Genomic DNA, 24,696 nt, shown 5'->3' on the forward strand with positions numbered 1-24,696 from the left:
GGGCTGGCCGCCGCAGGCCGATGTCAGCCTCGTGCAAGCATCGTTGCCTAAGTGAATCGTATCCTCAATTTGGAGCGGTGCGCTTGAGCATTCTCTTTGGCGTCATTATCACACTCGCCAGTCTGATCGGCGGCTTCACCGCGATGGGCGGGCATCTCAGCGTGATATGGCAGCCCTGGGAGTTCGTCATCATCATGGGGATGTCGCTGGGCACCTATGTCATTGCGAATCCCTGGAAAACCGTGGTCGACACCGGCCGCGCCACCGTGCAGGCATTGACGGTCGCAGTGCCGAAGCAACGCCATTACCTCGATCTGCTCGGGCTTCTGCATTCTCTGATGCGCGAGGTACGAAACAAGGGTCGCAACGAGGTGGAAGCTCATATCGACGATCCATCATCGTCAGAAATATTCACCGCCTTCCCGACCGTTCTCGCCAATGAGCCGCTTCTGCACTTCATCTGCGACTACTTCCGCCTGATCATCATGGGCAGCGCGCGGCCGCATGAGATCGAAGCGCTGATGGACGAGGAAATCGAAACCATCATTCGCAGCAAGATGAAACCATATGGCTCGCTGATGATGGTGGCCGAAGGACTGCCGGCGCTCGGTATCGTCGCCGCGGTACTCGGCGTCATCAAGGCGATGGGCGCTCTCGACCAATCCCCGAAATTGCTCGGCGGCTTCATCGGCGCGGCTCTGGTCGGCACATTCGCCGGCATCTTCTTGTCCTACGGTCTTGTCGCGCCGCTGGCCCACAAGATCAAGCTGGTGCGCGAGCAGCGCGCGCGGATGTATGTAATCGTCAAGCAGTCACTGCTCGCCTTCATGAATGGGGCCCTGCCGCAGATCGCGATCGAACACGGCCGCAAGATGATTGGCCCCGGTGAACGCCCGTCGATTGATGTCGTCGAAAGCGAAACCATCTCCGGCGGTCCCGCGAAGGCGGCACCTGCTGAATCCTCGGCGAAAGCGGGAGCACGGGCCTGATGTCAGAAGTAAAGTCAGGCCGCGTAGATCAAGGATCAGATCAACTTTTAGGGGCTGCCGGAATTTCCGTCGAACGCATGCCGATGCTGCATGTGATTTTCGACCAGATGACGAATCTTTGTGCCGAAAGCCTGCGATCCATGTCGCCCTCGCAGTCGTATTTCTCGCTAAGCAGCGTGGGCAGCGATCGCCTCTCCGATATCCTCGATCGCTATGAAGGCGAAGCCATTGCCGCGGTGTTCTATGCGCAAGCATGGGATGCGCGCATCCTGATCGGTTTCGATCGCGATTTCGTCTACACCATGATCGAGCTCCTGTTCGGCGCCGATGGTGCGGAGCCGCCGCTGGATATGCCGCGGGTATTCTCGAATGTGGAGTTGCATGTCGCGCAATCGCTGTTCGAGCGTTTTGGCAAGGCGTTGCAGGCGTCATTCGACCGCGCTTCCGACGTGACGTTCAACCTAGAACGTGTCGAGACGCGCATGGACTATCTTGCGATCGGCCGCCTCAACAACATGGCCGTGTGTGCGAAGATCCTGCTGCAAGGTCTCGATCGCGGCGGCGAGATGTTCATCGTCATTCCGCACGCAGCGCTTAATCCGATCCGGCAGTCGCTGTCGCAGATCGTATCCGGTGAGTCGGCATCCACCGATCCGAACTGGAGCCGTCAGTTGCACAGCGAGATCAAACGGACCGAAGTCGTTCTGAAGGCGGTTCTCGAAGAGCGGCAGTTTACTCTCGGCGAGGTCGCAAAATTTCACGTCGGCCAGGTGCTCAAGCTCAACGCCACGCCGGACACGATGGTTCGCCTCGAATGCAATGATCAACGCCTGTTCTGGTGCCAGCTCGGCCAGATGAATGGCGTTTATTCACTGCAGGTCAAGGAATCGGCCGACCAAAAACGGGAATTTATCGATGGTATCCTCGCTCGTTGACATCATCCTTTTTGCGGCTCTGCTCTTCACGAGCATCCGCGTCACCAAGATGCATCGTGAACTCGTGAAGTTGCGCGCACATCAGGGGGAGTTCACTGCGGTGGTCGGCAAGACCAACGAGACGGTGGACGACATGGTATTGATGGTACGCGAATTCAGTTCGGACGGACGGCAAATGGTTCAGGCGCTTGGCGACAAAATAGATGAGGCGCGCAAGGCTATCGCGGAAATCGATACTCGCACTGCGGCACAAAATCCGGCTTAGGCCACGATCTGAGTTTTCAAGAAGGCAGGGGATATGAAGCAACCATTCGATATCGATCCAGTAAGCGCAGCGACCGCTACAGCTAGCGACCCGCTCAAGGCTGACGGCGCGTCGTTCGGCAAACTGGCAGATCTTGCAGCTCGCGCTGCCGAGGAAACCAGCCGGCTGACGAATCTTGAACCTATCCTGCGCATCCCGGTCACGGTGCAGGTGCTGCTCGGCTCAGCGACCATGCCGGTCGCGGATCTGATGAAGCTTGGCCGCGGCGCAGTGATCCCGCTCGATCACCGTGTGGGCGAACCTGTCGAAGTCGTCGTCAACGGACGCATCGTTGCGCGCGGTGCGGTCGTGGTCGTGGAAGACGAAAATTCGCGTTTCGGTGTATCGCTGACGGAAATCGTCGGAGGAGCGGCTGGGGATCCGGACGCTTAAAGAGATTTTCCCAAAGAGATATTCCTAATGGCATTCAATGCACCTGCTAAGCGCGCCGGCACCAGCATCAAACCGCTGGGTGGCACCGAGAAAGCAGCAGCTCTTCTGCTGGCCATGGGGCGTGAGCTCTCGGGCGGCCTGCTTCGGGAGTTTGATCCCGAAGAGATCAAACTGGTCACGCGCGCGGCGGCCGAGCTCAAGCCCATCTCGGGGCCTGAACTCGAGGCGATCATCGAGGAATTCGCCCAGAATTTCTCGGAAGGTCCGAATATCTTCGGCACCGTCGGTGAGCTGGAGAAGCTGCTGAACGGCGTGCTGCCGCCAGAACAGATTACTGACATTATCTCCGAAGTTTTGGGCAACAAGACGAAGTCGGTGTGGGAACGCATCTCTCTCGTCTCGGAAAGCCTGCTCGCCAACTATCTTCTCAAGGAGCATCCGCAAACCGCGGCACTCATTCTCTCGCGGGTGAAGCCGGCATGTGCTGCTCGCGTGATGAGTCATCTTCCGCCGGATATCCGGCACGACCTGATGCGGCGCATGCTCAGCCTCAAGCCGGTTGTCGAGGATGCCATGGGCATTATCGAGAAAACGATGCACGAAGACTTCATGATCAACTTCGCTCGGAACCTGGCATCCGACACCTATCCGCGCATGGCTGACATCATCAACAAGATGGAGCGGACGCAGATGGAGGAATCGCTGAAGAACCTCACCGAATCGCGGCCGAAGTCGGCCGAGATTCTGAAGGGCATGCTGTTTACCTTCGACGACATCGTGAACCTGACGGCCAAGGCACGCATGCTGATCTTCGATCAGGTGCCGACGGACCGTGTGGTGATGGCGCTCAAGGGATCGGATACGACATTCCGCGAGCTCATTCTGTCGTCGCTCGCCTCGCGTACCCGTCGTCTGGTGGATCACGAACTGGCAAACGGTATCCCCGCCAATCAGCGCGAGATCCTGGATGCGCGGCGCGCCATTACCGACCTTGCGCTCGATATGGCCGGACGCGGCGAAATTGAACTCAACCCCGATCAAGAAGATCAGCCGGTATTCACCTGAAGATAGAGCATTGTGTCTGACGAACCCGATAAGGACAGTAAAACCGAAGAGGCGACAGAGAAGAAGGTTCGTGATTCCGTCGAGAAGGGCCAAATCCCGGTCTCGCGCGAAGCGCCGATTTTCGCCTCTATGCTCGCACTGCTGATTATTCAAAGCTTTCTGACCACCGACAACGTCAGAAAGCTGACTTTCACTTTAGCCCGATTGATCGACGATCCGTCGGGCATCCGCATCCGTAATGGAACGGATGCTATTGAGTTGCTCACCGCGGTCGGTATGAGTGCGGCGGGACTGGTTATTCCGATTGTTATCGTCCTGATGCTGGCCGGGCTGGCGTCATCTTTCCTGCAGAACGCACCGCGAATTGTGTTCGATCGCATCCAGCCGGAAGCCTCGCGCATCTCAATAGCGAAAGGTTGGGGCAGAATCTTCGGTGCGCAGGGGCGTGTGGAATTCGGAAAGTCGGTCTTCAAGTTCGTCGCTATCAGTCTGGTCGTGATGATCGTCCTGCGGGCTGAGGAGGCCGTGGCCGTGAATGCATTGTTTAGCGATCCGGCGGCCGTTCCGGAATTGGTGCTGACTACCGCAATGCGGCTCGTCTCCGCCATCAGCATTGCAACTATTGTCCTGGTATCGCTCGATCTCGTCTGGGCGCGCTTCCATTGGCGCCGCGAACTGCGCATGACGAAGCAGGAGATCAAGGACGAGTTCAAGCAGGCTGAAGGCGATCCGATCGTCAAATCACGGTTGCGTTCGTTGGCGCGTGATCGCGCTCGCAAGTCGATGCTGGCGGCCGTTCCGCGCGCCACGCTGGTGATCGCGAATCCTACGCATTACGCGATTGCGCTGAAGTACAAGCAGGGCGAAGACGCTGCGCCAACGGTGCTTGCAAAGGGGCAGGACCTGATCGCGCTGAAGATCAGGGAAATCGCCGAGAAGAATGGTGTCCCGGTGGTGGAAGACAAGATGCTGGCGCGCTCGATGTATGATGTTGCTTACATCGACAAGATGATCCCGGCGGAGTTTTTCCGTCCTGTCGCAGAAATCATCTACTTCCTGCATTCGCGCAAGCAGAAGACGAATGCGTAAGCGCTCCGTGCATGTCGTGATGCGCATCTCCAGCCTCGGACAAGTTTCCATTTGTAAACCATGATGAAGGAATCATGTTTGCCTGGGGGATAAGTGGGACCCGTCTATCTCTTCGATGTTGCCTCATCGCATGAGCGATGGCTGTCGCTGCGGCAGTCCGCAATCTCGGCGAATGTCGCCAATGCGAACACGCCGGGCTATCGCGCGCAGGACATCGAGCCGTTCAACAAGATCATTGAATCGAAGGTCGTGCCCGTGACGGTGACGTCACCGGCACACATCACAACCGGTTCTTCAGTTGAGGCCCAGGGCATGCGCAAGGAGAAGAGCTGGGAAACCGTGCACTCCGGCAACTCTGTCAGCCTTGAGCAGGAGATGCTGAAGGCTGGCGATATCAATCGCGACTATTCACTGAATACGGCGATCGTCAAATCGTTTCATCGCATGTTCATGACAAGCATGAAGACCTGAGGGAAATGACGATGATTGATCCGTTACAAGCATCTGTTCAGATCGCAAGTTCCGGCCTCGAAGCGCAGTCGACCCGCTTGCGCGTCGTGTCGGAGAACCTTGCTAACGCCAATTCGACCGGTCGCACGCCAGGCTCGGATCCGTATCGCCGCAAGACCACGACCTTCACGGCCGAGATGGATCGTGCCGCTGGTGTGCGCATGGTCAAGGTGAAGGATGTCGGAACCGATCAGGCGCCGTTCCGCGTGGACTATGAGCCAGACCACCCGGCTGCCGATCCAACCGGTTACGTGAAGCTGCCCAATGTGAACTCGTTGATTGAAATGGGCGACATGCGGGAAACCAACCGGTCCTTCGAGGCCAACCTACAGGTCATCAAACAAGTGAGATCCATGGTGTCGATGACCATCGATCTCTTGAGGAGCTAACCATGCTTGAAGCGGTATCCTCAGTCATCAGCAGTGCTGGTGAGCTCGCCAAAACCAGCGAAGTCATCAATTCCGCGACACCCGCGGTGCAACCCGGTGCGGCCACCGTCGGTTTCAACAACGTCCTCGAACAGGTCGCAGCCGATGCCATCGGTTCGATCAAGGCCGGCGAAGCCGCGTCAATCCAGTCCATCCACGGCAAGCTCTCGGCACAGAAGGTGGTTGAGGCGGTCATGTCTGCCGAACGGTCATTGCAGATGGCTGTCGCCGTCCGCGACAAGGTCGTTCAGGCGTATCAAGAAGTCAGCCGAATGGCGATTTGAGGTTTAATCATGAGAGCTCTGGCCATTGCTGCCACCGGTATGGGCGCGCAGCAGCTTAATGTCGAAGTGATCGCGAATAATATCGCGAATATCAATACGACCTCGTACAAGCGATCCCGCGCGGAATTCACCGATCTGTTCTATCAGATCGACCGCGCGCAGGGCGTTCCCAACCGAAGCGGTGAGGGCGCAGTACCTGAAGGCGCAAAGCTCGGTCTCGGCGTGCGTTCGGCTGCCGTGCGCAAGCTGCATCTGCAGGGCGCCATGGCGCAGACTGGCAACACTTATGACATGGCCATTAATGGCCGCGGCTGGTTCCAGATCGCCGGTCCGAATGGTGAGACGCTCTACACACGCGCCGGTGCATTCAACCTGAATGAAAACCGCCAGCTGGTGACGCCGGACGGCTATCTGGTGACGCCTGCGATCATCGTCCCGCAGAATGCCGTGGATGTCACTGTCAACGAGTCTGGCCAGGTCTTCGCGAAGGTCGACGGGACCGTTGCGCCTGTTCAGCTCGGGCAACTCTCGCTCGCGAACTTCTCCAATGAAGCCGGTCTGGATCCACTGGGCGGCAATCTCTATCGCGAGACGGTTTCATCCGGCGTGCCGGTTGTCGGCTTCGCAGGCGACATTGGCTACGGCAAGCTGCATCAACACTATCTCGAGAGTTCGAACGTCGATCCGGTGAAGGAAATCACTGAGCTGATATCGGCGCAGCGTTCTTATGAAATGAATTCAAAAGTCATCCAGGCGGCTGACGAGATGGCATCGACCATTTCGAAGGGCATGCGGTAATCCACAGAACGGGATCTCGGCCTGATGCGCGCAGTTACCATCGTTACCCGCTGGGTCGTGAGCCTCGTGCTCGCGACCGGCATTGCAAGCGTCGCTCAGGCCGCGGACGAGTCTGTCCGCTATCCGGTGCCGGCTACAGCCATCTATCCCGGTGACGTCATCAGGGATGAGATGATCATGGATCGCAATTTTGCGCCCAATATTCAGGGCGCAAGTGCGTTCATCAACGACCGTGCGTCCCTCGTTGGCCGCATTGCGCGCCGTACTCTGTTGGCGGGACACCTGATTCCGATCAACGGTCTCGAGGATCTGAAGGCCGTCACCCGCGGCGCTGTGGTGAAGGTGCTCGTCGAGGATGACGGGCTCATTATCGTCACCTATGCAACATCCCTGCAGTCGGGCAGCGCCGGCATGATGGTGCAGCTTCGCAACCTCGATACCGGAGTCACTATCCGGGGCATCGTCCAGCAGGACGGATCAGTACGGATTCAGAACGGATGATGCTGCGTCTCCTTTGCGGTCTCCTGCTTTCGCTTTCGATCTCGGCGGCAGATGCCGCTGTGCGTGTGAAGGACATCGCCAATCTCAAGGGCGTGCGGGAGAACCAAATCCTCGGCTATGGCCTTGTGATCGGCCTCAAGGGCACCGGTGACACGTTGCGCAACGCGCCGTTCACCGAACAATCGTTGCAATCGATGCTCGACAATATGGGCATCAATATCCGTGGCACCTCGTTGCGCACGCGCAACGTTGCCGCCGTCGTTGTGACGGCCGATCTGCCGCCGTTTGTCGCGGGTGGTTCGCGAATCGACGTCGCGATCTCGTCATTGGGCGACGCATCATCCCTGCTTGGTGGAACGTTGGTGATGACGCAGTTACGCGGCGCCGATGGCGAAACCTATGCTGTCGCGCAAGGTGCTATCGCTGTAGGCGGTTACAACGTCGAAGGCGCTGCACAAACGCTTAGCCAGGGCGTGGCCACAGCTGGCCGTATCCCAAATGGCGCGCTGATCGAACGTGAAGTCAAGGGGCGTTTCAGCGAGATGGAATCGCTCATTCTTGAGCTAAAGAATCCGGATTTCGTCACCGCAACGCGTATCATGGACGCGATCAACGCGCATAGTAGCGGCCGTTACCAGAAGGTCGTGGCCTTCGAGCGCGATTATCGCACCATCGTGCTGTCGCGCCCACGCTCGACCGCGCCGGTGCGGTTTATCGCCGAAATCGAGGAGCTACTGGTCGAGCCGGATTCGCCGGCGCGAGTGGTGGTCGACGAACGCACGGGAACGGTGGTCATCGGCCGGAATGTACAGATTTCGACAGTCGCGGTCACCCATGGAAATCTGTCGGTGCGAATCACCGAGGCGCCGATCGTGTCGCAACCGAACCCATTCGCGCGCGGCGAGACGAAGGTGGTGCCGCAAACCTTCATCGAAGCCAATGAGCCCGGCGCCAAGATCGCAATTCTGCGCGGCGCCGATTTGCAGCGACTGGTGCGTGGTCTCAATCAGATCGGGCTGAAGCCGCAGGGAATCATCGCGATTTTGCAGGCGATCAAGGCGGCCGGCGCGCTGCAAGCGGAGCTCGTCATCCAGTAAGGCGCGGGTCAGCGTCACGCAAGCCAAAGCGTGCAACGCTCGCTCAGCTGAATCACGAGAACACGAATGGCGCGCGTCGCAAATCGATCGATCAAGTTCCTCATGGTGGTCGGTATGGTGCTGTCCACACAGGCATCGGCCGAACCAGAGCAGAAGCTCTCAAAGCCGCTGAACCTCGGTGAATTTGCAAAGACGCCGCAAGTCGCGCGCCCACGCCCGGCTGCCAACAAGCAGGACCCGGTGGTGCGTCCGCCTGCCGATTCGGTGCTGACCACGGGCGCAATCGACAAAAAGGATAGCGCAGCCGCGAACTCCCAGGAATCCGACGTCGCCCGCTTTTGCAGCAACATCGCAGATCAGGCGCTCGATGCTCGCGTGGCGTGGCAGCAGAAAGAACTGGAAGCCACTGAATCCAAGCTGAAGCTGCGCATTGCCGAACTTGAGGCCAAGCGTGCCGAATATGAGGAATGGCTGAAGTTGCGCGAAGAATTCCTCAAAAAGGCGGAAGACAGCGTCGTCGAAATCTATTCGCGCATGAATCCGGAAGCCGCGGCGCAGCAGATCGCCAGCATGGCCGACGATACGGCAGCTGCCGTACTTGCCAAGCTGAGGGTCCGCGTCGCCAGCGCGATCCTCAATGAAATGGAACCGGCGCGCGGCGCGCATCTCGCCGACACGCTCGCCGGGATGCGTCGCACCGACGACGGGAAAGCCAAGAAATGATGTGGTTAAGAGTGATTCTGATTCCGGTCGCACTGTCGTGCCTGACCGGTTGCGCCAGCAATCTCGCCGAGGTTGGTCAGGCGCCCTACATGTCGCCGATCGGCAACGGCATGCAGGTCGATGCTCGCGCTATTCCGATCGAGAGGCGCGCCTATCGCAGCGCAGGCCCTCACTCGATCTGGAATGACCGCAAGGACCTCTACCGCGATTCTCGGGCAACGCGGGTCGGCGATCTGCTGACCGTGAATATTCTGATGAACGATAAGGCGATCCTTGATAACAAGACGGATCGGTCGCGGGACTCGCAGATCAAGGTGGAGTCCGACTATTCGGCCAATATTGCCAAATGGCTCTCGGCGGGAAATTTCGACACCAACGTCAAGTCCCAGTCGTCGAACAAGGGCGCTGGCAAGATCGACCGGAACGAAGAAGTACGTTTCTCGGTGGCTGCCGTCGTTGTCGACGTGTTGCCGAACGGAAATCTCCTGGTTAGCGGCTCGCAAGAGATGCGCGTCAATTACGAAATGCGCATCGTCAATGTCGGCGGCATCGTGCGTCCGATCGATATCAGCCGCAACAACACCATCGCCTATGAGAAGATCGCCGAAGCCCGCATTTCGTATGGCGGGCGCGGCCGGTCCATGGAAGTGCAGCAGCCGAACTGGGGTCAACAGGTCTACGACCAGGTTGCGCCGTTCTGATGAGGATCGCTCATGGCCGATGACACCGCGAATGAAGGCCAGCGCCCCGGGTTCATGCAGTGGTTTGGCGCCCTGCTGCTCATCACGGCGCTCTCGGTCGGGGCTGGAGCGCTGGCAAGCTTGCATTTGATGTCGACGTTCCAGCGCATCAGTGAAAACCAGAAGGAAGTCCCGGAGAAGCCGGTCTCGTCGGCCTTCAATGCCAATGATCGTCTGCGCAAGATCACACCGGTCGTGACCAATCTGGCGGCGCCGCCAAATGCCTGGATCCGCATGGAGGCATCGATCGTGACCGATAAATTGACCGAGGAGGAGGCGAGTATCGTGGTCGCCCGCATCGGCGAGGACGTTGCGGCCTATCTGCGCACGCTCACACCCGCGCAAATCGAGGGCGCCCGCGGCCTGCAATATCTGCGGGAAGACCTGAATGAGCGTGCGCTTACGCGCTCAAGCGGCAAGGTTCGTGAGCTGATTATCGAGACGCTGGTGGTGCAATGAAGCGTATCATTCCGATCCTGCTCCTGGTGCTTCTGCCGACGGCTGCAGTGGCGCAGGTTCCGGATCTGTCGACCCTACTTCCGCAGGGCGAAGGCAGTGCCAGCGGCCGAATCATCCAAATGGTCGCGCTGCTGACGGTGCTGTCACTGGCGCCGGGCCTGCTCATCATGGTGACGAGTTTCACGCGATTCGTCGTCGCGCTCTCATTCCTACGGACAGGGCTCGGCCTGCAGACTACGCCGGCAAACATCGTGATGATCAGCCTCGCGCTGTTTCTCACATTCTATGTGATGGCGCCGACTTTTGATCGCGCGTGGGTGAACGGCCTTCAGCCCCTGATGAAGAATGAGATCACAGAGCAGGAAGCCTATTCGCGTGTCACAGATCCGTTCCGCGATTTCATGCTGCAGCATGTGCGTGAGAAGGATCTGCAAACCTTCGAGAACCTTGCTGCCGAGAGCATGAAGATCAAACTCGAAGGCCAGCGGATCGATCTGCGAATCATCATTCCGGCTTTCATGGTGTCGGAACTTCGCCGAGCATTCGAAATCGGCTTTCTTGTCGTCATGCCGTTCCTGGTGATCGACATGATCGTCGCAACGCTAACGATGTCGATGGGCATGATGATGATGCCGCCCACGGTGTTTGCGCTACCGTTCAAGGTACTATTCTTCGTACTGATCGACGGCTGGAATTTGCTCGCAGTCGGTCTTGTGAAGTCGTTTCTGTAGATCATTTGATTCATCACAAGGTAAGTGACGAATCAAATGATCGCTGTTAACTATACGAGCCGCCGCTCCCTTCAGCTTTGGGTAAGGTTTGGCGGCTAGCTTGCAATTCACGACAGGTTGGGTCGATCAGATATCGACATTCCAAAGGCATGATGCCGCCCTCTCGTACCGGTGAAAGTCCGGTATGTCCCCAGCAAATCAATCAAATTAAAGGGACATACGATGTCTAGCTTGATGACCAACTCCCAGGCCATGACCGCGCTGCAGACCCTGCGCTCGGTCGATGCCAACCTCTCAACCACGATGAACCGTATCTCGACCGGCTATCGCGTGGCGACCGCGTCGGACAACGCCGCTTACTGGTCGATCGCTACCACGATGCGTTCGGACGTTCAGGCTCTGGGCGCCGTGCAGGACGCTCTCGGTCTCGGCGCTGCGACCATCGACACGATGTATACCGGCCTCGAAGGCACGGTCGACGTCGTCTCGTCGATCAAAGAAAAACTGGTTGCTGCTCGTACCCCGGGTGTCGACCGCGCCAAGATCCAGAGCGAAATCACCGAACTCCAGAAGCAGCTGAAGAATACTGCCGACTCGGCCGTGTTCAACGGTGAAAACTGGATCTCGGTCGACTCACAGGACCCCACCTACAACTCGACGAAGTCGGTCGTGTCGTCCTTCTCCCGCGCCGGCGGTGTCGTTTCGGTGGACACGCTCACCATCGACCTCGACGCCATCAAGCTCTACGATACAACGCTGGACGCCGCCTACATCACGGCTCACGCTGCCGCCACGACGACGACCCTGGTTTTCGATCCGGCCACCGTCGGTGCGGCTGGCCCGCCCGCCACGACCACGGGCACCATTGCTTTCGCCGTCACGCCTCTTGGTGGAACTGCTACGACGACCACGATCAACGTGTCGCAGAGCTCCACGGTTCAGGACATCGCCAAGGCACTTAACGGTTTGGGCATTCAGGGCCTTACTGTTGGTGTCAATGCCGATGGCAAGACGCTCGAAATCAAGAACGCCAGCACGACCGCGATCGCTACCACCAGCACCAATGGTGGCGCGACCGGCGGTACCGTTGCGTTGCAGCCAGCGGCTACCGCCAACGTGGCGACCCAAAAAGGCGTTCTCGACCAGACCTACGACGTCTACAAGAATGGTGGCTGGACCACCTTCAGCGTCGCTAATCTGGACATCTCGAAGTTCACCGATAGCGCCTCCGATCTGACTGCGCTCGAGACCTACATCTCGGGTACAGACAAAGCGCTGAGCAAGATCACCGATGCCGCCACCAACCTCGGCGCCATCAAGAACCGCATCGGTCTGCAGCAGGACTTCGTGAAGACCCTGACTGACTCGCTCGATCGCGGTATCGGCCAGCTCGTCGACGCAGACATGAACGCCGAATCGACCCGCCTCCAGGCCTTGCAGACGCAGCAGCAGCTGGGCATCCAGGCGCTGTCGATCGCCAACGCCGGCAGCCAGAGCATCCTGTCGCTGTTCCGCGGCTAATCGCTCTCGCATCGTGAATGGGAATGGCCGCGACCGTCATAGGTCGCGGCCATTTCGCTTTCCAGCTCTCCGTAACCCTCGGACAAGCTTCGCAATCGATGATCGATTCGGAAGTGGGCAGGGGTATTTATGGTCAATCGCGAGCACGCGCAGAAGCTCTGGAACAATCTGCTTGAGCTGGGTACGAAGCGTCTCATTTTGCTCGCGGTGGTTGGCCTCGCTGTGTTCGGCGGTGTTGGCGGCGGCGCGTACTACATAAGCCGGCCGGAATACAATGTTCTCTATTCGGGTCTTAGCCGCGAGGACGTGACGCGTGTCAGCTCGGTGCTGCGCGACGCGAATATCGCTTTCGATCTGAATACGGCGGGCGATACGGTCTATGTCCGTCCCGGCCAGACGGCGCAGGCGCGTACGTTGCTGGCCGACAAGGGCCTGCCCAGCACCACCGGCGGCGGTTATGAGCTGTTCGACAAGATTGGCTCGCTAGGCCTGACGTCGTTCATGCAGGAAATCACGCGCGTGCGTGCGCTTGAGGGCGAGATTGCGCGGACGATCCAGGTTCTCAAAGGCGTCAAGGCAGCCCGCGTCCATATCGTGATGCCTGCGCGTGGCTCATTCCGGCGTGAGCAGTCGCCGCCATCGGCTTCGGTCGTATTGCGAACGGATGGTCCGGCGGATGCACGCACGGCACGTTCCGTGCGTCATCTCGTAGCCGCGGCTGTGCCGGGAATGACCGCGGACAAGGTCACCGTGCTCGACAGTGACGGTTCGCTGCTTTCGGACGATGACGGCAGCGGCAGCGTCGGGGCAACGCCGACCACGATGGCCAATTTGCAGAAGGTCGTCAGCCGCTCGATCCAGGAGAATGTGAGCCGGGCACTGACACCCTATCTGGGGCTCGATAACTTCGAGGTCAGCGTTGCGACCCAGTTGTCGACCGACAAGAAACAGACCAATGAGACGGTCTACGATCCGGATTCGCGGGTGCAGCGCTCCGTACGCGCTGTGCGAGAGAAGGAAACGTCGCAGAGCCTCGATCGGCAGCAACCGACAACCGTTCAGCAGAACCTGCCCGATCAGCAGGTCAATGCGACCGGCGCCAAGAATCAGAATGACGAGAAGCAGCGCCGCGAAGACATCACCAATTACGAAGTTTCGTCGAAGACGGTGACGACCACGAGCGATGGTTTCGTGGTGAACAAGATGTTCCTTGCCGTTCTGGTCAACCGGCCGCGTCTCATTGCGAGCCTTGGCGACAAGGTGAGCGATGCTGCGATCGAAGCCAAGGTCGCGGAGATCTCGCAGATTGCTGCGACCGCAGCTGGCATCGATCGCCCGCGCGGCGACCAGATTCAGGTTTCGGCGGTCGAATTCATGGAAGGTGCGCGCGATCTCGCACCGGTCCCGTCGATCACCTTCACAGAGGTGATGATGCGACAGGCGGGCAGTCTCGTGAGTGCCATCACCATCTTGGCCGTGGCCGGCATGCTGATCTGGTTCGGTCTGCGCCCCGCGATCAATACGATCCTGGCCAGCGCGAAGACGGACGAGACAACGCAGTTCCAGGCGGAGACGAATGCGCTGCTCAGTGGCGGCAGCACGATGGCGGCCGCGGCTCTGTCAGGAGGCGAGGCTCCGCCCAATCTTATCCAGGATGTCTCGAGCAGTATGCAGAATACGCCACAGAAGCGGCTGGAACAGATCATCCAGCTTGATGAGAAGCAGGCGGCAGCGATTCTGAAACAATGGATCAGACAAGAGGAAGCGGTATGAGCGCAGAGCAAGTCGCACGTCTGATCGCCGATTTCGATCGACCGGAGCCGCCGAAAACACGCAGCCGCGTCGTTCCGTTCGATCATCTGCATCACTCCAGCGTGCAGCCGCAGCATCAGCCGCTTCTGCAGAAGGCAAAGCAGCAACCGTCGTTTCAACCGCAGCCGCAGATGCAGCCAAAGCCGCCTCTCGTGCAGGAGGATGATGGCTATGAGCGTGGTCGCGCCGAAGGTTACGCGAGTGCACTCGCCGAATTCGAGCAGCGCCTGGAGCAGGAGAAGCAGGCACTTGCGGTGCAGGCCGCCGAAGAACGGCAGCAATTGCTCAACGAGACGGCGGCCAAGCTCGCCGGTGATATCGCCGAAATGGGCGACCAGTTGCAGGGAAGAATCGCCGGCGTAGCGGCTCGACTTCTCGAGCCGCTCATCAGTAACGCTGTACAGAAACAGGCAGTCACTGCGTTCATCGAGCATTTGTCGTCGATCACAACGGATAGCCGCCGCCCGGTTCTGCGCATTACCGGTCCATCGGACTTGCTCGAATTGATCCGTAGCAAGCTCGGCGTCCGCGCCATTGCATCGGAATTGCGTGCCGGCCCCGAAACAGAAGCGTCGATTGTCGTCGACCAGATCGTACTTGAGACTCAGCTCAAGATATGGACGGAGCGCTTGAAAATGGCGGTCCAAAGCTGAGATGGCCGATCCGCTTCCGCCAGAAATAGTGATCATTCGCCGCCGCAGTTCGCTTGAGAGCGGCGAGACGAAGAACAGCGTCTGGAAAATCGCTTACGCCGACTTCATGACGGCGATGATGGCATTCTTCCTGGTGATGTGGCTGATCAATGCCACCAATCAGGAAACGCGCGAAAGCGTGGCTACCTACTTTAACCCGATCAAGCTGACGGACTCGACGCCGGATCGCAAGGGCATCAACGACGCCCGGCGGGTTGACCCCGGCAAGGCCGTGGAAGGCGAGAGCAAGTGGCCGCACCCGGAGCCAGGTCAGCCGACGGATGCGCTTGCGCGCCCGCAGCCTCCGCAGCCACGCTATGGCGAGGCGACGTTGTTTCGCGATCCTTATGCTGTACTCTCGGAGATTGCCGGCGGTCCTCCGCGTCCGGGACAGACCAGCGCGGCGCTCGACCCAAATCGCAAAGAAGGGCTGAAGGGCGGAGAGGCCTATCGAGACCCCTTCGATCCGATCAACTGGCCGATGGCGTCGATCTCGTCGCTCGAGAAGAAGCTGTCGGGACGTAAGGACGCCGGCAGCCTACCATTCGGCGAAGATGTTGCTGTAGCAAGCGAGGGCCAGGAGCAGCGTCCGCTCGACGCCAAACCTGATGCCACCGGCACCCCGGGGCAGGAGATGTCCGGATCGAATTCAACTCCCGCAAAATCCGACAAGCAGGAGGCGCCGAAGCCCGCCGGGTTGTTTGCCGACGATGGCGACAAGTCCAATCCGGCAGCGGGTCGCCCGCAACCGGCGCAGGCAGACAAGACCGCAGCACCGGCCGACAAATCCCAAGCGCAGCCTGACAAGGCGCCCGCCCGGGCCGAAAAGGCCCAACCGATGGACGCCGCCAAGCTCCAGGCCGCGATCTCGGCGGCATTGGCCACCATTGGACCGGCGCGTCCGGTGGCCGAAGTGAGGGAGACTCCCGAGGGACTCCTGATCAATCTGACGGACGACGTGAATTACGGAATGTTTGCCAACGGCTCGGCCGAACCCACGCCCGGTCTCGTTCGTGCGCTCGACAAGATCACGCCGATGATCGCGCAGAACCGCGGCCAGGTCATCGTGCGCGGTCACACCGATAGCCGCGTCTATCGGACGTCGGAATATGACAATTGGCGGCTTTCGACCGCGCGTGCGCATATGGCATATCACATGCTGGTGCGCGGCGGCCTCGACGCTGCGCGGGTCGAGCGCATCGAGGGCTATGCGGACCGCCGGCCGAAAATTCAGAACGACCCGCTTGCCGCGCAGAACCGGCGGATCGAGCTTCTGATCCGTGCTCCCGTGCTATGACCAGCGCCAGGATAATTGCAGCAACGCTTCTAGCCTGTCTTGGCAGCGCACATGCGCAGCCGGCCGACGACCAGATGCGCGAGCCGTATCAGATGGTTCGTTCATTACAGATGCTGCAAGATCAGATCGCGCGCGGTGATCTCGACGCCCACAATTCCCAACCCGCCCTGCTGAAACGCCTGGGTGAGAACTTCCTGAAAGCCGATGCGGCCGTCTGGAAGGAGCCGCGCAATTCGCGCGCAGCTGTCACCTTCCTCTTGAGTGGCGGGTCTCCGCAAGTGGTCGCGAGCCTCCGCTCTCGCAACGTGCTGAATATTGACGAGACCATTGTCGATGGCGCCATCGCCTATGTCGAAGGGCGCACGGACGAAGCGAAATCGAAGCTCGCCAGTATCAAGCCACGCAGCCTGCCTGCGGCACTCGGTGCGGAGATTGCGCTGGTGCAATCGGCACTGGTTGCGCAGGACGACCTGAAGGTCGCGATCGCGTTGCTCGACGAGGTGCGGTTGATGATGCCGGGCACGCTGGTCGAGGAAGCGGCACTGCGTCGCGAGATTTTCATCGTCGGACAGGACGACGACTTCGACAAATTCGAAGCCCTCGCGGTGCGCTATTTTCGCCGATATCGGCATTCCATTTATGCGGGAAATTTCCGTCAGCGCTTTGCGCTCTCTGTGGCACGCTTCAGCTTCGTACAGCGCCCCGATCGTTTCCCGCGTCTTGTCGCCGTGCTCGATCATCTTGATCGGGCGAGCCAGCGTGCGCTCTATCTTCTGATTGCAAGAACGGCATTGGTTCGCGGCAAGACTGAAATGACCGTGCTCGCCGCCGACCGTGTATTCGCATTGTCCGATGACGACAGCGCCGAGCGTGTACGCGCGCGCCTGTATCGTGCCGCGGCACGCGTTGCTACATCTGCACACAGTACGGCAATCGCCGAGCTTGAGCAGATCGACAAGGCAAAACTATCCGAACGTGATGTCGAACTGCAAACCGCGGCGCTTGCCATTGGACTGAATGTTCGAAAGGCGCTGCCGGAGGCAAAAGCCAAGAGCGACGGAAGCAGCGAAGCGAAGACGGCTATGCGGCCGCGCATTGATTTCAGCCGCTCTCTTGCTGCCGTCGATCGCGCGCAAAAGCTGCTCGATGCGTCGCAGGAGCAATTAAAGGAGAAAACCCGATGAACAATGCCGATCTCCTGATGGCAGCGCTTCGTCAGACAGCGGCCGGAAAGGCTGGGACGAAAGGCGGATTGAACGGCGGTGCTCATGCCAAGGACGGCAAGGAGAAGGCCGATCATTTTCGCGAGCAGCTCCGCCTGGTCTCAAAGGAGACCAAAACAGTCACGCCGCATGTTGCCAAGACAGCTGATGACGCGAAAATCGTCGACGCAAAGCCGATACTCGACGCGGCATCCGTTCTTGCGGAATTGACGAGTGAAGTCGCGCAAAAGCCAAACGTCAGCGACGATCAAGCCGATGATGACGATTCAAAGGCCACGAAGGGCGACGAGAGCGCGACAAAATCTGCACCCTGGCGCGGACCGGACCCCGCGCTCAGCGCGGTGATGGCCAAATTCGATCACGCACACTCACCTTTGCCCAGCGATGACAAGGCGGTGTCTCGCATCTCGGTACCGGACGTGAAGACAGATGATGCTCCGCGCGATCCCGCGAAGCTCATTCAGGCCGCAACGGCCGACGTGCCTGACGCCGATGCGGCTGCCACGCAACGGTTTACGTTGGCGGTCGAGACGACGGATACCAAGCCGCTTCCGGTCGCGAAGGCGGTCGTCCGTGAACAAGAGACGCATTTCGAACCCGTGCAACAGGTGACGACGCTGCAGAAGATCGTCGATCGGATGGCGACTGATCTGGTGACCGTCGCATCCCCTGAGGGGCCCCGCGCGGCTGACGCGCCGGGGCTCGAAACGAACAAAGTTGCGGATAGCCGGCCGGTGCGCATGATGACGCTCGAACTCGATCCGCCCAATCTCGGCTCTGTCACGGTGAAGATGCGGCTTGCCGGCGATTCCGTTGAGATTCATCTCACCGCCGATCGCTACGAGACCACGCAGATGCTGCGGCAGGAGCGCGGCGCACTCACCGACGCCATGCAGTCTGCGGGCTATACGTTCGACATCGCGGCGATCGATCATACCCGCACTCCCGATGCAAGTCTGAACAACGGTCAGCAGCAACAGCAACAGCAGGCGCCGTCCGATCAGCGTTCCTCGCTGCCGTCGTCAGGCGGATCGCAGGCGGACGGTGGTTCTTCGGGTCGGTCGTCCGGTGATGCGCAGAGCGGCGCACGGCATAATAGGCAGGATCATGAGCAATCGCCGAGGACATCAGAGCGGCAGCAGGATCAGAATAGCAATCGGGTTCGCAGCAGCACTGTTTATATCTAGCGCTGCGACTGGTGCTCGTGCCGAGGGACCGTGCGAACGGGAGATGGCGAGCGCTGCCCGCCGCCATAATGTGCCGCTGGGTGTGCTGTTTGCGGTCGGTCTGAGCGAGACCGGGCGCAAGGGTATGCTAAATCCCTATGCGCTCAATGTCGATGGCAGGACAGTGCTGGCCACCGATCTGCGCAATGCCGTTGCGCGCTTCGCCGAGGAGAAGAGCAAGGGCGCGAAGCTGGTCGATCTCGGCTGCATGCAGATAAATCATCGCTATCACGGGGAGAAGTTCCCAAGTGTAGAGGCGATGTTTGATCCCGCGCGCAATGTCGACTATGCCGCGCGGTTTCTGAAGGATCTGCGTGAGCGCGAGGGAAACTGGACGATGGCTGTCGCGCGCTACAATGCCGGGCCGACCAATATCATCGGCCAAAAACGCTACATCTGCAGTGTTATCGGCAGTCTTGTCGCGAGCGGATTCGGGTCATGGACGAGCAAGGCACGCGACTTCTGCGCGGAACGCACTGCGTCACGATGACCCTGTGGATAACCGCCAGCCTCGCACAAGCAACTTCAATTCTAATACTTCACACGTGAAACGGAGGATAATCGATGAGTCTGTATGGGGTGATGCGCACAGGCGGCTCCGGCATGAACGCGCAGTCGAACAAACTGGCGACGGTCGCTGACAATATCGCCAACGTGAATACCACAGGCTACAAGCGCGCCTCGACGGAATTCTCCTCCCTTATCCTTCGCAGCGGAACCGGAAACTACAATTCCGGCAGCGTCGAGACGCAGGTTCGTTACGCGATCTCTGATCCCGGTACGGCGAATTACACGACTTCTGCGACCGATATGATGATTCAGGGCAATGGCTTTTTCGTTGTCAGCGATGCGGGTGGCACGCCTTACCTCACGCGCGCTGGCTCTTTTGTTCCGGATGGCCAGGGCAATCTCTACAATACCGGTGGCTACTATCTGATGGGTTACAACATCAAGAATGGCGCCCAGCCGAACGTCGTTGCCAACGGCCTCGGCAATCTCGAGGTCGTAAACATCGCGCAGCAGTCCTTGCTGGGAAATCCGACGACCCAGGCAGGTATCAGTAGCGCCAACCTGGATTCCAATGCTGCGATCAGCGCCGGACCGCCGAACTTTACGTCGAAAACGTCGGTCATCACCTACGATAATATTGGAAATGCGGTGAAACTTGACATGTATATGTTCAAGACAGCCGCCAATACATGGGATGTGCAGATCTACAACAGCGCAGGCGCGGCAGCAGGCGGCGGCTTCCCCTATGCAGCCGGGTCGCAGCTGGGCACCACCCAGACATTTACCTTCGACGTCAGCGCCACCGGCAAGGGCCGCCTCGCTGCCGCGAGCCCGACCTCGATGGCCTTCACAATCCCGGGCGGCTCGCCCGTCACTTTCGATATGTCGAGTATGACGCAGGTCGCGGACGAGTTCCAGTTCAAGGCCACGACCAACGGCAACGCGCCGAGCGCACTCGACCGTGTGGAGGTGAGCTCAGACGGCACCATGTATTCGATCTTCGACGACGGCACGCGAATCGCGAGCTACAAGATCCCGCTGGCGACGGTACCGAGTCCCGACAATCTCTCGCCCGAAGTCGGGAATGTCTATTCGATCAGCACCAACTCCGGCAACATCCAGGTTGATTTCGCGGGCAATAGCGGTCTCGGTACCATCAAGCCGGAAGCGCTCGAAGCATCCAACGTCGATCTGGCCAACGAGCTCACGGCGATGATCGAGTCGCAGCGTGGCTACACCGCGAATTCCAAGGTGTTCCAGACCGGCGCTGACCTGCTCGACGTACTCGTCAACCTGAAGCGCTAGCGCACAGCGCGGATCACTGACGGGAGTCTCCAATGTCACTTACGGTCGCACTCAATTCGGCCCGCTCGTCGCTTATGGCGTCGGGCGTCCAGTCTTCCGTCATCTCGCGCAACGTCGCCGGCCTGCATCAGGACGGCTACTCCCGCAAGAATGCTCTGATCGTTTCCCAGCCGGGCAGCGGTGTCTATGTCAGTGGTATTCAGCGGGCCGCCAGCACCGGTCTGTTCAACAATGTCGTCAAGGCGGTTTCAACCACGGCACAGCAGGATGCCCTTTATAACGGTCTGCAGAAGGTTGCGGCTGTCACTATCGACGACCCCGAGCTCGATCAGTCTGCCGCGGCGCAACTGGCCAAGCTGAAAAGCGCCCTGCAGCAATATGCATCGGCGCCAGATAACGTAACGTTCGCGAATTCCGCCGTCACGGCGGCCAAAAATGTTGCCGCATCGCTGAACGATTCGACCAACACCGTGCAGACTGTCCGCGCGGATGCCGACGCCGAAATGGCGACGTCGGTCGGGAATATCAATCAGCTTCTGGCGCAATTCGAGACGGTTAATACGGCGATCATCAAGGGAACGATCTCCGGCTCCGACGTCACCGACTACCTTGATACGCGCGATAGTATCCTGTCGAAGCTGTCCCAGGAGGTTGGGATCACGTTTGCCACCCGCGCAAACAATGACATGGTTGTCTATACGGATTCCGGGGTCACGTTGTTCGAGCGTACCGCTCGCTCCGTAACCTTCGCTCCGACAAATTCCTACACGGCCGTCACAACGGGTAACGCTGTGGTCATCGATGGCGTTCCCGTTACCGGCGCTAACGCGATCATGCCGATCGGCTCCGGCAAGCTCGCTGGTCTCGCGACGCTTCGCGACGACAAGATGGTGACCTATCAGAATCAGCTCGACGAAGTTGCGCGCGCCGTGATCGAGATTTTTGCCGAGAAGGATCAGAGTGCTGCCGCTGGACCAGACCAAGCCGGCCTCTTCACCTATGCCGGTGGACCCGGAATGCCGACCACGGGCGTGATCAATACCGGGCTCGCCGGGACGATCAAGGTGACGGCCCTGGTCGATCAGGCCCTTGGCGGCAATCCGAGCCTGATCCGCGATGGTGGGATCAATGGCGTCAATTATGTCTACAATGCCGGCGGTGAGGCGGGTTTCTTCGCCCGCATTCAGGGCCTCGTCGATGGCATGGCGGCATCCCGAACCTATGATCCGGCCGCGCTCGGTAAGCCTAGCGGCAGCCTCATCGACTTTGCCGGCTCCTCGGTGAGTTGGCTGGAATCGCAACGCAAGAGCGTCGGCGACGACGCCACCTATAGCCAGACGCTCCTGGAGCGCAGCGCCGATGCGTTGTCGAACGTCAATGGCGTCAACATGGATGATGAGATGACCTTCATGTTGCAGGTCGAACGCACTTTCTCGGCATCGTCGAAACTGATCTCAACGATCGACGACATGCTGAAAGAACTTCTGATGGCGGTGGGGTAATCGATATGGCTACAAATTTCATTTCATCGAACTCGATCTCGACCACCCTGCGCATCTCCGCGTCGAAAAGCCAGGTGGCGATCTCAAAGGCCACCAAGGAGGCGACGACAGGAAGACTCGCTGACGTCGGGGGGAGTCTTGGTGCACTCACGGGTCGCGACGTGACCCTGCGTGCGGAGCTTCTCGATATGGAGAAAATCGTCGATACCAATGCACTCGTGAGTGCCCGCCTGGACGTCACGCAGGAGCGTGTTTCGCAATTGATCGAGACGGCACAGTCCTTCCAGAAGGATCTGCTGGCGGCGCGCAATTCGGCAAATGGCGGCGTCATCATCGCCCAGCCGGCGGCGTCGAACCTCCAGTCGCTTCTTACGACGCTCAATGTTTCGATGGACGGGCAATATCTGTTCGCCGGCATCAACACGGCGCAACAGCCGATGACGCCTTATCAGACCGGTTCGGCCAGCAAGACGGCGATCGATGCGGCCTTTACTGCCGCTTTTGGTTTTCCGCCCGGTGACGTGGCTGCCGTAAATATCACCCCCGCCGCCATGAATAACTTCCTCGACAATGCGTTTGCGACCGAATTCGACGATCCGGCCTGGGGAACGAACTGGTCTTCGGCATCCGATCAGGTCATGCGCAGTCGCATCTCTACGACACAAACCGTCGATTCCTCCGCCAGCGCCAATGACAAGGCATTCCGGAACCTGGCGATGGCCTACACGATGCTCAGCGGGCTTGGTCTGGAAACTCTGAATCAGAGCGCGTTCCAGGCCGTTACAGACAAGGCGCTGCTGCTGGTCGGCGGTTCGGTGTCCGACCTTGCGAGTGTCGGTGCACGCCTCGGAACCGCGCAGGAACAGACAACAAATGCTACCAGTCGTCTCAAGGTGCAGACCGACATCGTCAACAAGCAGATCAACGCTATGGAAGTGGTCGATCCGGAAGAGGCATCCGTCCGGGTCAACTCCCTGAAAAATCAGTTGGAGATGTCGCATGCGCTGACCGCGCAAATTCAGAACCTCAGCATCCTCAATTATCTCTGATAGGTGGGCTGATCTATGAAGCAACAGGTTATCGATTGAAATGACACTGGCAGGTTACGACGCGGAAATCGAGGATAGCGGCCGCGAGGCGCGATCCAGGGAACAACAAGCGCTCAATCACGGAATTAAACTACTTCAGAAAATCCAGAGCGGAGCGCTTGCTTCATCCGAAGAAACAGATGCCTTACTCTATATTCGTAATCTCTGGACCTTCTTCATACAAGATCTGTCGAATCCACGAAACGGCCTGCCGGAGCAGTTGCGAGCGCAACTGATTTCGATTGGTCTCTGGGTCATCAAGGAAGCCGAGCGCCTCCGTGAAGGGCAGTTGTCGGACGTGAGCGATCTCGTTGCGATCAATATCGTCATCCGGGATTCGCTGGCATGAAGAAGCCAATGTGCATATCGCTGCGATCGGGCGAGAAAATCTATATTAACGGCGCAGTTTTGCGGGTCGACCGTAAGGTGACGCTGGAACTGATCAACGACGTGACTTTCCTGCTCGAAAGTCAGGTCATGCAGGTCGCCGATGCGACAACGCCGCTTCGGCAGCTCTATTTCGTTGTGCAACTGATGTTGATGAGCCCGGGCGATATCGAACAGGCGCGTGCGGTCTTTGGGCATCAGCGCTGCGCGATCTACGCGGCGGCGGACAACAAGGAGTTGTTGCAGGGCCTCGATGCGATCGAGGAGCTCGTCGAGGCTAAACGTTATTACGAGGCGTTGCGGAAGATCCGGGCTCTGTTCGAAGTCGAACAGGCGATCCTGAGCGGCGCCGACATGCTGCTGCCGGTCGTGGCCTAACCTAGGGAGAGCGAGATGATCGTCAACGGCGTAGATACCGCGAAATCCACCACAAGCACGACGTCATCGACGTCGTCGACCAACATGATCGACTACAACGGCTTCCTGCAGCTTCTGATCGCGCAGATGCGCAACCAGGATCCCACCAATCCGACCGATTCAACCGAATATATGAGCCAGCTTGCACAGCTGTCGTCCGTCGAGCAGGCGGTTCAGACCAATGCAAAGCTCGATACGCTGCTATCGACCAGCGCAATCACCCAAGCAGAAGGACTGATCGGCCGCACCGCTTCATTTACGGATGAAAGCGGAACGAGCACGACCGGCAAGATCAAGGAAGTCTATATCATTCAGGGCGGTGCGGTCGCGACGCTCGAGAACGGGGTCAAGGTTTCTCTTGGACCCGGCATCACGATCAGCTGAGCCATGAACGAGCGCGACGCCCTCGATATCGCCCAACAGGCGATCTGGACCATCATCGTTGCCGCCGGCCCGGCGGTCGGTTCCGCGATGTTCGTCGGCATCGTCATTGCCCTCCTGCAGGCGCTGACCCAGGTACAGGAAATGACGCTGACCTTCATCCCCAAGATCGTGGTGATGTTAATCGTGGTCGCCGTCACCGGCTCCTTCATGGGAGCCCACATCTTTGCCTTCACCGAAGTGCTCTACGGCCGGATCGAGCGCGGCTTCTAGCCGCCACCGTCTTCAC

The 24,696-nt window shown here is 59.2% G+C and carries 30 protein-coding genes; all 30 read left to right on the forward strand.

Going from position 1 to position 24,696, the window contains the following annotated elements:
- Window positions 1-83: 83 nt before the first annotated feature.
- The 30 genes from motA to fliQ all read left to right on the forward strand — a co-directional run bounded on the left by motA (window position 84) and on the right by fliQ (window position 24,680).
- Entirely contained in the window at window positions 84-989 is a 906-nt protein-coding gene (gene motA / locus AC1DUY_RS09595) for a flagellar motor stator protein MotA (RefSeq protein ID WP_256461226.1), read from the forward strand.
- Window positions 989-1,924 (forward strand): FliM/FliN family flagellar motor switch protein, encoded by a 936-nt coding sequence (locus AC1DUY_RS09600; protein WP_089263426.1) that lies wholly within the window; start codon window positions 989-991, stop codon window positions 1,922-1,924. The genes motA and AC1DUY_RS09600 overlap by 1 nt, the downstream gene beginning before the upstream one ends.
- A complete protein-coding gene (locus tag AC1DUY_RS09605) occupies window positions 1,905-2,189 on the forward strand; it encodes a hypothetical protein (RefSeq protein WP_093757678.1) in 285 nt (94 codons plus the stop codon). The genes AC1DUY_RS09600 and AC1DUY_RS09605 overlap by 20 nt, the downstream gene beginning before the upstream one ends.
- A gap of 33 nt (window positions 2,190-2,222) precedes the next feature.
- Window positions 2,223-2,621: a flagellar motor switch protein FliN gene (fliN, locus tag AC1DUY_RS09610; RefSeq protein ID WP_175369216.1), complete on the forward strand. Its 399-nt coding sequence runs from the start codon at window positions 2,223-2,225 to the stop codon at window positions 2,619-2,621.
- Window positions 2,622-2,648: 27 nt separating this feature from the next.
- On the forward strand, window positions 2,649-3,686 hold the full coding sequence (locus AC1DUY_RS09615) for a flagellar motor switch protein FliG (protein WP_093757676.1): 1,038 nt from the start codon (window positions 2,649-2,651) through the stop codon (window positions 3,684-3,686).
- Window positions 3,687-3,698: 12 nt separating this feature from the next.
- A complete protein-coding gene (gene flhB, locus AC1DUY_RS09620; protein WP_175369215.1) occupies window positions 3,699-4,775 on the forward strand; it encodes a flagellar biosynthesis protein FlhB in 1,077 nt (358 codons plus the stop codon).
- 93 nt (window positions 4,776-4,868) lie between these two features.
- Window positions 4,869-5,246, forward strand: coding sequence for a flagellar basal body rod protein FlgB (gene flgB / locus AC1DUY_RS09625; RefSeq protein WP_092141368.1), 378 nt, complete (start codon window positions 4,869-4,871; stop codon window positions 5,244-5,246).
- An 11-nt stretch (window positions 5,247-5,257) separates the two neighbouring features.
- Window positions 5,258-5,674 (forward strand): flagellar basal body rod protein FlgC, encoded by a 417-nt coding sequence (flgC, locus tag AC1DUY_RS09630; protein ID WP_478113825.1) that lies wholly within the window; start codon window positions 5,258-5,260, stop codon window positions 5,672-5,674.
- Between the two features lie 2 nt (window positions 5,675-5,676).
- Window positions 5,677-5,997, forward strand: a complete 321-nt coding sequence (gene fliE / locus AC1DUY_RS09635; protein WP_068729891.1) for a flagellar hook-basal body complex protein FliE — start codon at window positions 5,677-5,679, stop codon at window positions 5,995-5,997.
- 9 nt (window positions 5,998-6,006) lie between these two features.
- Window positions 6,007-6,795 carry a flagellar basal-body rod protein FlgG gene (gene flgG / locus AC1DUY_RS09640; RefSeq protein ID WP_089263432.1) on the forward strand — a complete coding sequence of 263 codons (789 nt, stop codon included), beginning with the start codon at window positions 6,007-6,009 and terminating at the stop codon, window positions 6,793-6,795.
- A gap of 24 nt (window positions 6,796-6,819) precedes the next feature.
- Complete coding sequence (flgA, locus tag AC1DUY_RS09645; protein WP_089263433.1) at window positions 6,820-7,296, forward strand: flagellar basal body P-ring formation chaperone FlgA; 477 nt, start codon at window positions 6,820-6,822, stop codon at window positions 7,294-7,296.
- The gene (flgI, locus tag AC1DUY_RS09650) at window positions 7,296-8,393 is read left to right on the forward strand and encodes a flagellar basal body P-ring protein FlgI (RefSeq protein ID WP_184520050.1); all 1,098 of its coding nucleotides are present in this window, start codon (window positions 7,296-7,298) and stop codon (window positions 8,391-8,393) included. Before flgA ends, flgI begins: the two co-directional genes overlap by 1 nt.
- A gap of 66 nt (window positions 8,394-8,459) precedes the next feature.
- Window positions 8,460-9,116, forward strand: a complete 657-nt coding sequence (locus AC1DUY_RS09655) for a MotE family protein (RefSeq protein WP_478113828.1) — start codon at window positions 8,460-8,462, stop codon at window positions 9,114-9,116.
- On the forward strand, window positions 9,113-9,817 hold the full coding sequence (flgH, locus tag AC1DUY_RS09660; protein WP_410001750.1) for a flagellar basal body L-ring protein FlgH: 705 nt from the start codon (window positions 9,113-9,115) through the stop codon (window positions 9,815-9,817). Before AC1DUY_RS09655 ends, flgH begins: the two co-directional genes overlap by 4 nt.
- 12 nt (window positions 9,818-9,829) lie before the next feature.
- Complete coding sequence (locus tag AC1DUY_RS09665) at window positions 9,830-10,315, forward strand: flagellar basal body-associated FliL family protein (RefSeq protein WP_478113831.1); 486 nt, start codon at window positions 9,830-9,832, stop codon at window positions 10,313-10,315.
- The gene (gene fliP, locus AC1DUY_RS09670) at window positions 10,312-11,046 is read left to right on the forward strand and encodes a flagellar type III secretion system pore protein FliP (protein ID WP_089263436.1); all 735 of its coding nucleotides are present in this window, start codon (window positions 10,312-10,314) and stop codon (window positions 11,044-11,046) included. The genes AC1DUY_RS09665 and fliP overlap by 4 nt, the downstream gene beginning before the upstream one ends.
- A gap of 222 nt (window positions 11,047-11,268) precedes the next feature.
- A complete protein-coding gene (locus tag AC1DUY_RS09675) occupies window positions 11,269-12,567 on the forward strand; it encodes a flagellin N-terminal helical domain-containing protein (RefSeq protein WP_315839762.1) in 1,299 nt (432 codons plus the stop codon).
- Window positions 12,568-12,696: 129 nt separating this feature from the next.
- The gene (fliF, locus tag AC1DUY_RS09680) at window positions 12,697-14,340 is read left to right on the forward strand and encodes a flagellar basal-body MS-ring/collar protein FliF (protein WP_120287542.1); all 1,644 of its coding nucleotides are present in this window, start codon (window positions 12,697-12,699) and stop codon (window positions 14,338-14,340) included.
- A gap of 101 nt (window positions 14,341-14,441) precedes the next feature.
- Window positions 14,442-15,032, forward strand: coding sequence for a hypothetical protein (locus tag AC1DUY_RS09685; RefSeq protein ID WP_478113834.1), 591 nt, complete (start codon window positions 14,442-14,444; stop codon window positions 15,030-15,032).
- Window position 15,033: 1 nt separating this feature from the next.
- Entirely contained in the window at window positions 15,034-16,368 is a 1,335-nt protein-coding gene (locus AC1DUY_RS09690) for a MotB family protein (RefSeq protein WP_478113836.1), read from the forward strand.
- Complete coding sequence (locus tag AC1DUY_RS09695; protein WP_478114046.1) at window positions 16,365-17,552, forward strand: chemotaxis protein; 1,188 nt, start codon at window positions 16,365-16,367, stop codon at window positions 17,550-17,552. The genes AC1DUY_RS09690 and AC1DUY_RS09695 overlap by 4 nt, the downstream gene beginning before the upstream one ends.
- On the forward strand, window positions 17,549-18,778 hold the full coding sequence (gene fliK / locus AC1DUY_RS09700; RefSeq protein ID WP_478113838.1) for a flagellar hook-length control protein FliK: 1,230 nt from the start codon (window positions 17,549-17,551) through the stop codon (window positions 18,776-18,778). Before AC1DUY_RS09695 ends, fliK begins: the two co-directional genes overlap by 4 nt.
- A gap of 43 nt (window positions 18,779-18,821) precedes the next feature.
- On the forward strand, window positions 18,822-19,307 hold the full coding sequence (locus tag AC1DUY_RS09705) for a transglycosylase SLT domain-containing protein (protein WP_478113840.1): 486 nt from the start codon (window positions 18,822-18,824) through the stop codon (window positions 19,305-19,307).
- Window positions 19,308-19,381: 74 nt separating this feature from the next.
- Window positions 19,382-20,632 (forward strand): flagellar hook protein FlgE, encoded by a 1,251-nt coding sequence (locus AC1DUY_RS09710; protein WP_120287537.1) that lies wholly within the window; start codon window positions 19,382-19,384, stop codon window positions 20,630-20,632.
- A 32-nt stretch (window positions 20,633-20,664) separates the two neighbouring features.
- Window positions 20,665-22,134 (forward strand): flagellar hook-associated protein FlgK, encoded by a 1,470-nt coding sequence (gene flgK / locus AC1DUY_RS09715; protein WP_478113842.1) that lies wholly within the window; start codon window positions 20,665-20,667, stop codon window positions 22,132-22,134.
- A 5-nt stretch (window positions 22,135-22,139) separates the two neighbouring features.
- On the forward strand, window positions 22,140-23,183 hold the full coding sequence (locus tag AC1DUY_RS09720) for a flagellar hook-associated family protein (RefSeq protein WP_089263446.1): 1,044 nt from the start codon (window positions 22,140-22,142) through the stop codon (window positions 23,181-23,183).
- Between the two features lie 40 nt (window positions 23,184-23,223).
- On the forward strand, window positions 23,224-23,571 hold the full coding sequence (gene flaF / locus AC1DUY_RS09725) for a flagellar biosynthesis regulator FlaF (RefSeq protein WP_068729866.1): 348 nt from the start codon (window positions 23,224-23,226) through the stop codon (window positions 23,569-23,571).
- A gap of 8 nt (window positions 23,572-23,579) precedes the next feature.
- A complete protein-coding gene (flbT, locus tag AC1DUY_RS09730; RefSeq protein WP_315844274.1) occupies window positions 23,580-23,987 on the forward strand; it encodes a flagellar biosynthesis repressor FlbT in 408 nt (135 codons plus the stop codon).
- A gap of 15 nt (window positions 23,988-24,002) precedes the next feature.
- Window positions 24,003-24,410 carry a flagellar hook assembly protein FlgD gene (gene flgD / locus AC1DUY_RS09735; protein WP_441230993.1) on the forward strand — a complete coding sequence of 136 codons (408 nt, stop codon included), beginning with the start codon at window positions 24,003-24,005 and terminating at the stop codon, window positions 24,408-24,410.
- A gap of 3 nt (window positions 24,411-24,413) precedes the next feature.
- Window positions 24,414-24,680: a flagellar biosynthesis protein FliQ gene (gene fliQ, locus AC1DUY_RS09740; RefSeq protein ID WP_089263448.1), complete on the forward strand. Its 267-nt coding sequence runs from the start codon at window positions 24,414-24,416 to the stop codon at window positions 24,678-24,680.
- Window positions 24,681-24,696 lie beyond the last annotated feature (16 nt).

This window comes from Tardiphaga sp. P4_G1 (genome assembly GCF_056401215.1).